General features: G+C 62.7%; 8 protein-coding genes and 3 pseudogenes. 4 read left to right on the forward strand and 7 right to left on the reverse strand.

The genetic code is table 11. The annotated features are described in order from the left end of the window. Window positions 1-190: pseudogene (locus GOSPT_RS23145) on the reverse strand (IS3 family transposase); the annotation flags it as partial. Between the two features lie 283 nt (window positions 191-473). Continuing rightward, on the reverse strand, window positions 474-1,037 hold the full coding sequence (locus tag GOSPT_RS11765; RefSeq protein ID WP_039855792.1) for a helix-turn-helix domain-containing protein: 564 nt from the start codon (window positions 1,035-1,037) through the stop codon (window positions 474-476). Between the two features lie 165 nt (window positions 1,038-1,202). Between GOSPT_RS11765 and GOSPT_RS11770 the strand changes: the two genes are divergently transcribed. The 4 genes from GOSPT_RS11770 to GOSPT_RS11785 all read left to right on the forward strand — a co-directional run bounded on the left by GOSPT_RS11770 (window position 1,203) and on the right by GOSPT_RS11785 (window position 5,222). Beyond that, entirely contained in the window at window positions 1,203-2,612 is a 1,410-nt protein-coding gene (locus GOSPT_RS11770) for a uracil-xanthine permease family protein (RefSeq protein WP_005206414.1), read from the forward strand. Continuing rightward, window positions 2,599-3,666: an isopenicillin N synthase family dioxygenase gene (locus GOSPT_RS11775; protein WP_005206415.1), complete on the forward strand. Its 1,068-nt coding sequence runs from the start codon at window positions 2,599-2,601 to the stop codon at window positions 3,664-3,666. The genes GOSPT_RS11770 and GOSPT_RS11775 overlap by 14 nt, the downstream gene beginning before the upstream one ends. A gap of 71 nt (window positions 3,667-3,737) precedes the next feature. Continuing rightward, the gene (locus GOSPT_RS11780; protein WP_039855795.1) at window positions 3,738-4,709 is read left to right on the forward strand and encodes an isopenicillin N synthase family dioxygenase; all 972 of its coding nucleotides are present in this window, start codon (window positions 3,738-3,740) and stop codon (window positions 4,707-4,709) included. Between the two features lie 105 nt (window positions 4,710-4,814). Then, window positions 4,815-5,222 carry a VOC family protein gene (locus tag GOSPT_RS11785; protein WP_005206417.1) on the forward strand — a complete coding sequence of 136 codons (408 nt, stop codon included), beginning with the start codon at window positions 4,815-4,817 and terminating at the stop codon, window positions 5,220-5,222. A gap of 686 nt (window positions 5,223-5,908) precedes the next feature. Here the strand turns inward: GOSPT_RS11785 and GOSPT_RS11790 are convergent. The 5 genes and pseudogenes from GOSPT_RS11790 to GOSPT_RS11810 all read right to left on the reverse strand — a co-directional run. Next, window positions 5,909-7,053 (reverse strand): IS3 family transposase gene (locus GOSPT_RS11790; RefSeq protein WP_085941940.1). Its coding sequence is split into 2 segments (ribosomal slippage): window positions 5,909-6,777 and window positions 6,777-7,053, totalling 1,146 coding nucleotides; the frame shifts between segments, so codons are not numbered across the junction. Between the two features lie 44 nt (window positions 7,054-7,097). Further along, window positions 7,098-7,286 (reverse strand): annotated as a pseudogene (locus GOSPT_RS23150) (DUF2637 domain-containing protein); the annotation flags it as partial. A gap of 103 nt (window positions 7,287-7,389) precedes the next feature. Further along, on the reverse strand, window positions 7,390-8,340 hold the full coding sequence (locus GOSPT_RS11800; RefSeq protein ID WP_005195278.1) for a tyrosine-type recombinase/integrase: 951 nt from the start codon (window positions 8,338-8,340) through the stop codon (window positions 7,390-7,392). A 167-nt stretch (window positions 8,341-8,507) separates the two neighbouring features. Next, window positions 8,508-9,887: a dihydrolipoyl dehydrogenase family protein gene (locus GOSPT_RS11805; RefSeq protein WP_005206419.1), complete on the reverse strand. Its 1,380-nt coding sequence runs from the start codon at window positions 9,885-9,887 to the stop codon at window positions 8,508-8,510. A 66-nt stretch (window positions 9,888-9,953) separates the two neighbouring features. Next, window positions 9,954-10,556 (reverse strand): annotated as a pseudogene (locus GOSPT_RS11810) (cytochrome c biogenesis CcdA family protein); the annotation flags it as partial.

Genomic DNA, 10,556 nt, shown 5'->3' on the forward strand with positions numbered 1-10,556 from the left:
CGGCCTGGCGCACCCAGGAGCGGACCGATTCCACTCCGTAGCCCAGTTGATGAGCTACCCGTGAGACGGTGCCCTGCTCGGTGCCCAGTTCGGCCCGCAAACTACGGACCATGCGGACCGCGGCAGCCTTCTCTTCTGAGCTGTACCGACGGCTGGTCGGCTTCTTCCCTGACGGCGATCCTGTGGCCATACCTGCATCCTCGTTTCCAAGGTCAGGAGTCTCCAAGATTCCCAGGGCGTGTCACACCTCGCGACTTGGGCCTATCTCCCGGAGTGGATTTCGCGTTGGACAGGACAATTCGGGTCCGTCGAACAACGGCGTTGACATAGCACCTCGACGCGCACGAAGACCAGTCAGAACTCTCTGCCGGAGGCGCGTTCGCCCAACGGCAGGCGCTCTGAGGCCCTTCTCGGGTAGCGCGGATCGCGTCCCCCTGATTGCTGTCAGCTTGTAGTGCGGACCGCCGCGCATTTCAGAAGGATGGTGGCGTGCCGACGAAGAGGAAGACGGCGGTCTCATCGGTGTCGTTGAACCATTGATGCTGCACGCTCGCCGAGTAGTAGACGGTGTCGCCGGAGCGAAGCACGACACTCTGCCCACCAATGTTGAGGCGGACCTCGCCCATCACGACGTAAACGAATTCTTCCCCGGCGTGACTTGTTGCTGCCTCGGCGGAGCTATGCGGCTCGGCAGTCACTTCGTTGCAATCCATAAGTCGCGTTCCGCCCACGCAGAACCGGACCACGGCGTCGGGCCCGAGGTTGTAGCGTCGCGCTTCCCCGTTCCGGACCACTTTCACAGGTATGCGGTTGCTCTGTTCGAGCAGATCATGGGCTGTAGTTCCCAGTGTCTGAGCGATCCTGTGCAAGTTGATCACGCTTGGGGTTGTGTTGCCGTTCTCTACTTGGCTGAGGAACGGCTGCGAAAGATCAGTGCTGGTTGCAAGTGCCGACAGGGTCAATCCCGCGCTCTTGCGAGCGGCTCGAATCGATGAGCCCAGGGATCGCGCAAGTATTGCCTGATCGTCGTCATCCACACACGCAAGGTAGCAGTCTCCGAGCTGTCTGAACCACGGCAGATCGCGGACAGGTAACGCAACGGCAACCTCAGAAACACCAACGAAACTATACTGATAGAGAGAATGAAATATTCGTGTGGAGAATATTCCAGGTAAGCATCTGCCTCCCTATTGGAGTATCCCATGCCCGCTCTCACAGCGCCGCAGTCCCCGCCGGGCGCCAATCCTGTCGACCTCCGCCCACCAATCTCACAGCTCGTGATGTTCGGTATCCAGCACGTCCTGATCATGTACGCCGGATGCGTCAGCGTTCCGCTGATATTCGGCGCAGCAGTCGGACTCGACGCCACCGATATCGGGATCCTGATCTCAGCAGACTTGCTCGTCTCGGGAGCCATAACTGTCGTTCAGAGTCTCGGTATCGGCAGAGTCATCGGTGTCCGCTTGCCGGTCATCTGCGGAGGCACATTCACTGCGCTGACACCAATGATCCTCATCGCTCACGAGTACGGGATGCCAGCGGTCTACGGCTCCATGATCCTCGGCGGCATTATCGGAGTTCCGCTTGCCTGGGCTTTCGCCAGGCTTCTGCGATTCTTCCCCGCGTTAGTTACGGGTGCTGTACTCACCGTTGTCGGACTCTCGCTGATCGGCGTCGCCGGCAACCTCATTGTTGGAGACGACTCTAAAGCAGCGGACTACGCCTCACCTGGGAAAATCAGCCTCGCAGTTGTCGTCATCGTGATAGCCGTCGCGGTACTTTGCCTAGGCCGTGGTATGTGGCGCCAACTGGCCATACTGATTGCGCTCATTGCCGGTACTGCGATTGCTCTACCTCTTGGGCTCTACAACCTTGATGCTGTGCGCTCCAGCTCGTGGTTCGGAATTCCTCAACCATTCCATTTCGGGGCCCCCCAGTTTCCGCTCACTGCCGTGGTTTCAATGACCATCGTGATGGTTGTCGTATTCGCTGAGTCAACCGCCAGCATTCTGGCCCTCAGTGAGATTACTGGAAAGTCGATCAGTCGTGGCGATCTCGCGCGTGGACTCACTGGTGATGCCGTCTCGGGCGTGATTGGCGGCATCTTCAATGCATTCACAGATACCGTTTACACCAACAATGTTGGTGCCGTGGCGACTACGCGGATGTTCAGCCGCTACGTCACTGCCTTCAGCGGGCTTATCCTCATCGCTCTCGGAATGGTGCCGAAGCTGGGAGCCTTCGTAGCAGGACTACCGGGTCCCGTCATTGGCGGGGTCGGATTGATCATGTTCGCCGTCGTGGCGATAGTGGGCATCAACACTCTCCGCCATATCGATCTGGGTGATCCTATCAATATGACTATAGCGTCGGTCACTGTCGGTGTCGGTATGTTGCCCACCTTCGTACCAGGAATATTCGGAAAGTTCCCGAACACAATTCAAATTGTTCTCGGCAGCGGCATCACCCTCGCTGCCATCACTGCATTCACACTGAACCTCATTCTCAACCACACAGCACTCGGCGACAGCGCACGCAGGGCAATGTCCAACATCAGCGCAGACGCACGCGCAACCACAACCGACGGAGAGAATCAACATGCTAACCCCTGACACCAACGATCATTTTGAAGTCCCGATCGTCGACATCACCGCCTACACCACAAACGGCACGCCTGAAGCCAAAGCTGAAGTGGCAAATCAGCTCGACCAAGCCTGCTCGACTGTAGGTTTCATCCAGGTTCTCGGACACGGAATCCCCAACGAAGCGATCGACGGGTTGCGGAATGCAGTAGACGCCTTCTTCGCCCTGCCGATCGATGAAAAACGAACCTACCGAGTCGATGGCAACAGGGGATACACGCCGCCTAAAAGTGAATCGCTGAGACTGAGCCTCGGCCTAGAATCAGCAACCCGAATGAACGACTTCTTCGAGGCCTTCAACGTCGGTGCCGAGGCCAGATCATTTCCGGAACTCAACCTGTCCGAAGACGATTACGGCATCAACGTTTGGCCGACCTTGAGTAGCTTCAGATCCAATGTAGAGGCGTACTACGCGCACGCATCCCGAGTCGCCCGCACCCTGACCACAGTCTTCGCCGATGCGCTTGGCTTGCCCAGCGACTACTTCGAGTTCCTCACCGACCATTCTGTCGACGTTCTCCGAATGAACAACTACGCACTGCCCGAAGGCACTGTCAACCTGGACGGTGACCTAACCGGCATGGGCGAACACACAGATTTTGGCCTCGTCACAGTCCTCTGGGCCGATCAAGTGCCCGGTTTGCAGGTACTTGACGGAACTGGAAACTGGCACGATGTTCAGCCCATGGATGACGCACTTCTGATCAACTTGGGCGACCTCACCGCACGCTTGACCAATGACCGCTGGATGTCGACGCTGCACCGCGTGAAGCCGCCGATCGTCGACGGAACGATCAAGCGTCGACGCTCGGTTGCGTTCTTCCACGACGGCAACATCGATGCCACCATTGTCACTCTGCCCAGTCATCTCGAAGCAGACAACGGGCTTGCCTACGAGCCGATCCTCGTGCGTGACCACATTAAAGCCAAACTTGCCGGTTCTCAGCAAGGAAAAGCCAACACCGCTGCAGTTCGCGAAGCATCGCGCGTCCTCGCCGCAGTAAGCAAGGCGGATCGCTCCTAAAAACCGCATTGATGCAGAAACGGCACTCACTCACCACACTCCTACTCTCCAAAAAATCGAGGAACCTCCACATGAACGCACCGCTCATACCACTCGTTGATCTGAATTCCTGGCAAACCGGTGACGCCGAGACTCGGCGCTCGGTCGCCGCAGAGGTCGACCAGGCGCTCCAGCAGTCCGGATTCTTGCTCCTGGCCAATCACGGAGTCGCACCCACGCTGGGAACCGAGCTGCGTGCTGCTGCCAAAAAGTTCTTCGCCCTTCCGGCCTCAGTAAAAGCGCAGTATGAGACTTCAGTCGGCGGCCGCGGGTGGCTGCCGAGTGGCAAGGAAGCCAATTCCTTCGACGGCGAGGACTCGGACTCCAACAAGCCCGACATGAAAGAGAGTTACACCATCGGGCGCGATTACCTTACTGGTGACCCCGCCCTCGACAAGTATTGGTTCCGGCCCAACGTGTGGCCAACGGAAGTCCCCGAACTCCAACAGTGCGCTACCCGCTACATGACTGAAATGTACCGACTGTACGACGACCTGCTTCGCATCTGCGGTGAAGCGCTCGACCTTGGTGCAGAGTGGTTCATCGAACGCACCTCCAGTGGAACCCGAACCCTCAACATCAACCGCTACCCCTCGCTTGAGGAGGCCGGTGCGCCGAAGGAAGGGCAGTTCCGCGTCGGCCCACACACTGACTGGAGCATTTTCACCCTCCTCGACCGCCAAGTAGGCTACGGCGGCTTCCAAGTCGAGAGCAATGGAGAGTGGTTCGACGCGCCCTTTGTCGAAGGAGCACTCGTGATCAACATCGGTGACCTAATGGCCCGCTGGACGGGCGACCGCTGGCGCTCGACCCGCCATCGGGTCTTGCCGCCACAAGACCAAGCACCAAAGGAAGAACTCATCTCGCTGATCCAGTTCTGCGACGCCAACGTTGACGCCGTCGTAGAGCCGATGCCCGCACCCGTCGGAGTCAACACAGACCTGCCCGCGATCGAGGCCGGCGAGTATCTCCGTCGGCGTGCTCAAGCCGCGACGGTCAGCTGATCAAGTACCCACTGCTCTCTATACCCGACCGAATCTCGCCTTCGTTCAGGTCAAACCGCTTGTGCGCGGCCGCCAACGCGGGAGCGCCCGTCAGCTAGGAGACTCATGACTACACAGAACATATCCCTGTCTTTTGTCAGCATCATCTGCAGCGACTTCATCTCGCAAGCATCGTTCTATGGGACCGTATTTTCTCTGCCAGAAATCGAAGAACTCGCGTCAGAGCACTTTCGAGCGTTGCGCGTAGGCGGCACTACTCTTGGGTTTCACACTCCGGGGGCACTCGAACTTCTCAGTCTGCCTCCGGAGACGATCATCGGTGACAGCTCGGCCTCATTCTGGACGTTTGAAACCGCTGACGAAGCGGCAGTGGACACGCTCGTAGCTGACGCGTTGACCGCTGGTGCCACGCTAGTCAAAGCACCGTATCTGACCTACTACGGTGCGCGGCAGGCAGTTCTGCGTGATCCAGAAGGAAACGTGTTTCGGATCAATAGGAGCGGTGTCCAATAGTTCCGGTGCGAGCCGAGGGGTTAAATGTCGCCGCGAGTACTACCCGCCATTCACGCTGAGTTCGTGTTGCAAACGACGCAGTTGTTATACCCCAGGGAGGGCTAATCCGACTCGCCGCAGGCCGAATAGGCTCCAGTTCAAGGGGGCCAACCCGGCGACTAACTAGGCGCTATTGTCGACGACTTCGCTGCACATACAGGCGTCGACCACCGGAGGATTACCGAGCGCCCTGCTCAGCGACGAAGGCCGCCGCCAGAGAATGCGCGGTCCAACTGGCGACATCACTACGCCAGATCACGGTTTTGTTCAGTGCTGCTGCGGCTAGCCACGACTTCATCTGCGGTCGATGTTGCATCTATCACCTAGTCGACTTGGAAGCTGGGCATCGACGTCGCCGCCCGTCCGCCTACACACGCACCGCGTTCTGCACCCGAAACCCTGATCGCAGCTATTCTGCCGGTTCTAATAGCGCTACGTACCAGTAACGACAGCGATGCTGGCTGACACGACGGCCGGGAGTGCGCCAGAGGCTACGACGATGGCGTGATAGAAGTTCGCGACGAGACTGACGGTCGACCAGACGGCGAGCATCGTCCAGTGGTACCGGCGCGCATGGTGATCACGTGTGGCAGGTCCCCGATAACCGGTCCAGTCAGTTCTAGAGCCAGTTCCTAACTTGCAGTTGATCAGTCGATCTCGCAGCCCACGGGGTGATGCCGGTGGGTGCATCCGGCACTGTACTCGGCCGGGGTCTGGTAGCCCAGTGCCGAGTGGCGGTGCCGATGGTTGTGGTCGTCTTTGAAGTCGGCGATGACTACACGGGCCTCGAGCAACGTCGGCCAGCAGTTGCGGTTGAGGCATTCGTCGCGCAGCCGGTTGTTGAACGACTCGATAAACCCGTTGTTCCACGGTGTGCCGGGCGGAATGTAGGAGATCCCCACCGACCCTGCACAGAACGCTCGGAGGGCCTCTGAAATGAACTCGGGGCCGTTGTCCATACGCAGCACCATCGGCGGGCCACCCCAGATCGCGAAAACCTTCTCAAGCTCCTCGATCAACCGCTCCGCGGTGATCGAGCGATCGACGATGTTCAGCAACGACATCCGGGTGTGTTCATCGACCATCGAGGCGATCTTGATCTTGTGTCCATCGACGGTGGAGTCGAACTGAAAGTCCAATGCCCACACCACTTTCGGCGCATCAGCGACCACGACCGGCACCGACGACTGGCCCGCCCGCTTGCGGCGAGGCGCCCGGCGTACCTGCAGCCCTTCCTCCTTCCACAACCGGTGCACCTTCTTCTTGTTGACGGTGTCGCCCTCGTCGAAACGCAACCACGCCCACGCCCGACGGAACCCATGACGAGGGTTCTTGCGGGCATAGGTCCGTAGCTGCTCACGCAGGCCAGCGTCGGAATCTGCAGGTGTCTGAGCTTGCGGCAGCTGCCGATAGGCGGAGCGGGCGAGCCCAACAACCCTGCACGCCTTACGTTCTGACATGTTCATGCGAGCTTTGAGCATGTCTATGGCGGCGCGTTTGGCAGTTGGGCTCAGAATTTTCCCCGCGCAATCTCCCGCAGCGCGTCCTTCTCCAACTCGGCGTCGGCGAGCAGTCGCTTGAGCCGACTGTTCTGATCGCGCAACTCTTTGAGTTCCTTGGCGGCGTCGCCGTCCATGCCGCCGTACTGGCGGCGCCAGTTGTACAACGTCGCGGCCGACACCTCGAGGTCGGCGGCGATCTCCTCACCGGTCTTACCTTCCGCGGCCAACTCATCAGCTCGGCGCAGCTTGCGCACGATGTCCTCGGCCGAGTGACGCTTACGTCCCGCCATGATTCCTATCGTCCCTTCGCGCCCTCATCAGGGCAATCAGGACTCTAGAACCAACCGGACCGGTTCACGGGGGACACGCCACGTGCACCAGCGGACGCCACGAGCGACAGACTCGCCTGGAGCATGAAGACATCGACGACCAGCGGCCACAGGATGGGGAGCCAGCCTGGGAACACTCCGGTCAGCGAGGCCAGGTCTGCCAATGCGTGAAAACTCAACGTCGCGGCCGCGACTGCGACTACGGCGTTGAGGGGTCACGGTAGTAATGGCGCAAAAAACAACGAAGTTCGCGTAGTGCCTGGTCAGCGGGTAGACGGACGCTCTTGTTGGTGGCCGCTATCGGTGGCTGCGGTCGGGGCCGATGAGGCTGGTGATGCCGCGCATGGCTGCCGGTGAGGGTTTGAAGTAGCGGCGTAGGTTCTCGGGTTTGCGGTGGCGGGACTTGGCCATCAGCTCCACCAGGCTGGCACCGGCCTCGCCGAGATGCGTCAGGCCGGAATGCCGAAGTTCGTGCAGATCCCAACCGGTGCCGGGCCCATTCGTCGCGGTGGCGGCATCCAGCACGGCGCGGGCCTGGCCGTAGGACAGCCGGGCCAGCCCGGTGTCGGGGCAGATGTCCCGGTCGGCGGCGGCCTTTCCGGGGCCCGGTCGGCGGTGGGTGACGAACAGCGGTCCGCGGGTGCGGCCCTTGGTGAGGCGTGGCAGGAGCCGGGCGGTGCCCGCGTCCCAGTACACGAGCTCGTGCGCGTACTCGTGGTAGGTGGCACCGCGGCGGCGGGTGCGGGGCTTGGCGCCCTTGGACTTCACCGGGCAACACCGCCCGGCCAGATCGAGGTCCTCGATGTTGACCTGGAGCAGTTCCTCGGTGCGGGCGCAGGTTTCGTAGAGCATCCGCCACAGCGTCTTCTCCCGGAGGTCGATGTCGCGGCGGGCGATGAGCCGGTCGATCGCGGTGCGCGAGTGCACCGGGGTGGTGGAGTCCGGTGGAGTGGAGCGTTTCACCCAGGCCGGGACCGCCGGGGCGGTGTGGCCGTGCTCGCGGCACCACGCCAGCCACGACGCGACCGCGGCGCGGCGGGCGTTCCAGGTGTTGACTGCTGAGGAGCCCCACAGGGTTTCGAGGGTTTCACCGATCTCATCGTCGGCGACGTCGGCCAGCCGCCGGGTCTCGCCGAGCGTGGCGGTGGTCTTGTCGACGGCGATGCCGTAGGCGCGGCGGGTGTTCGGGGAGCCGATCGAGTCGAGGAAGCTGTCGCCGGCGGCGCGGACGGTGATCCCGGACGGCACGGTGGTACCTCCCTCACTGGGCTTGCCGCAGATAACAGGTCCGCGTCGCGCACCGCCGGAGCGGAGTCGGCGCAGGCCGGATGTCATGATGCTACAGATAACAGGGTGTTATCCGTGGCAGTCGGAAAATGGCCTCACCCGAGTACCGGGCGATGCTCATGGGGTGTCTATGCGCCGATTTCGCGGTGGACGCCGCCGGCGGCGGTGTTGACCGCTTCGGCGAGGGTGGGGTGGATGTGGATGGCTTGGGCGAGTTGGGTGTAGGTGGCGCCGGTGGTCATGGCGATGACGGCCTCGTGAACGAGGTTCCCGCCGTCGGGTCCGGCGATGTGGCAGCCGAGGATACGGTCGGTGGCGGCGTCGGCGACGAATTTGACCAGGCCGCGGGTGTTGCCGATGGCGCGGGCTTTCACGACGCCGGTGAAGTCCTGGCGCCCGACGACGACGTCGTAGCCGGCGGCGCGGGCGGCAGGTTCGGTGAGCCCGACGGCGCCGACTTCGGGGTCGGTGAACACCGCGTGCGGCACGATGCGCCCGGTTGTGGTGCGGTCCTGGCTTCGGAATATGGTGCGGTAGACGATGTCGGCGTCGTCGCGGGCGGTGTGGGTGAACATGGGCCCGCCGCGCAGATCGCCGAGCGCCCAAACATTTTCGGCGTCGGTGCGCAGGGAGGCGTCGACGGTGAGGAAGCCCTGTGGGTCGGGTTCGAGACCGAGGTACTCGAGGCCGAGATTGTCGCTGTTGGGGGTGCGTCCTGTCGCGATCAGCAGGTGGCTGCCGGTGATGTCGTCGGCTTCGCTGCCGGTGCAGCCGAGCCGGATGTTCCCGGTGGTGCCGGTGGCCGCGGTGCAGGTGGTGCCGGTGAGCACGGTGATGCCGTCGGCGGTCATGCCCTCTCTGACGGCGGCGGAGATGTCGGGGTCCTCGCCGGGCAGCAGCCGGTCGGCGCGTTGGATGAGGGTGACCTCGGAGCCGAATCGCCGGAACATTTGGGCGAACTCGCAGCCGACGTAGCCTCCGCCGACGACGAGCAGATGTGAGGGCAGGTCGGTGAGGTCCAGCAGGGTGCGGGAAGTGAAGTAGGGGACGGTGTCGAGGCCGTCGATGGCGGGGATGGTGCTGCGGGTGCCGGTGACCAGCAAGATCCGGTCGGCGGTCAGGTCGGTGCCGTCGACGGTGAGTGTGCGGGGTGCGGTGAAATGTCCTGTGGCGTGGTAGAAGTCGAGGTCCGTTGATTTCTCGACGGTGCGGTAGGAGCCCGCGCGGATGGAGTCGACGATGGTGTTCTTGCGGTCGACCACGGCGGCCAAATCGACGGTGACCGGTCCGGGTAGGCGGACCCCGAATTCGGCGGCGCGGCGCGCCTGGTGCGCCACGGCGGCGGAGGCGATCATGGTCTTGGTGGGGATGCAGCCGCGGTTGAGGCAGGTCCCGCCGAGCAGTTCTTTCTCCACGAACGCGACGCGGCCGTGCCGGGCCGCGCGCAGCGCGAGCGGCAGGCCGGCCATGCCGCCGCCGAGTACCAGGGTGTCGTAGCGTTCGCTCATGTGCTCGGTGCCTTTCCTCGATCGAATCGCTCTGGAAGGGGTACGGCAGTCGACCGGTCGGCGCGGTCAGCGCGCGTGTTTCTCCTCGATTGTGGCGGGTGCGGGGGCGCAGCAGTCGTTGTCGGGGGTGGCGTCGCGGTGTCGGGCCTGGGTGTTGCGGGCAACGACGGTGGCGGCAAGCGTGGCGGCCACGGCCGCCACGGCGAGAATGATGACCGTGCCGGTGTGGTTTTGAATCCAGATGCTCACCGCGGCGGACCAGGCGGTGGAGCCCATCGCGGCACCACCGGTACTGCCGATAGCGGCGGGCCACCAATACCAGACGAGGTAGGCGCCGGTAGCGACGAGCACGACGGCGGTGATGCGGGTGCCGTGGCGGGCGAGCACCGCGAGGTAGCGGGTGGCAGCGGTGCCCGCCGCGGCGGTGGCGAGGCTGACCAGCAGCAAGACCGTCGCGGCCCCGGCGGCGTAGACGGCGAACACCACCAGCAGCGCTGCCCATCCGGCGGTGGCCTGGGCTTGGGCGATCACGGCGAGCAGCACCCCGAAGGTGCACGACAGCGACGCGGCCGCATAGCCGGCACCGGCGGCCACCATACCGGTGGTGGTCATCGATGCGCGGGGCGGGCGCTGAGCGCGGCGGGGCAGGCGCAGGCCAAGGCCACGGCC

Source organism: Gordonia sputi NBRC 100414 (assembly GCF_000248055.1).
GTDB lineage: Bacteria > Actinomycetota > Actinomycetes > Mycobacteriales > Mycobacteriaceae > Gordonia > Gordonia sputi.

What these genes read in the sequence shown, in the direction of transcription:
- GOSPT_RS11770 (WP_005206414.1), top strand. Translation starts at nt 1,203, where the DNA reads ATGCCCGCTCTCACAGCGCCGCAGTCCCCGCCGGGCGCCAATCCTGTC.
- GOSPT_RS11775 (WP_005206415.1), top strand. Translation starts at nt 2,599, where the DNA reads ATGCTAACCCCTGACACCAACGATCATTTTGAAGTCCCGATCGTCGAC.
- GOSPT_RS11780 (WP_039855795.1), top strand. Translation starts at nt 3,738, where the DNA reads ATGAACGCACCGCTCATACCACTCGTTGATCTGAATTCCTGGCAAACC.
- GOSPT_RS11785 (WP_005206417.1), top strand. Translation starts at nt 4,815, where the DNA reads ATGACTACACAGAACATATCCCTGTCTTTTGTCAGCATCATCTGCAGC.
- GOSPT_RS11805 (WP_005206419.1), bottom strand. Translation starts at nt 9,887, where the DNA reads ATGAGCGAACGCTACGACACCCTGGTACTCGGCGGCGGCATGGCCGGC.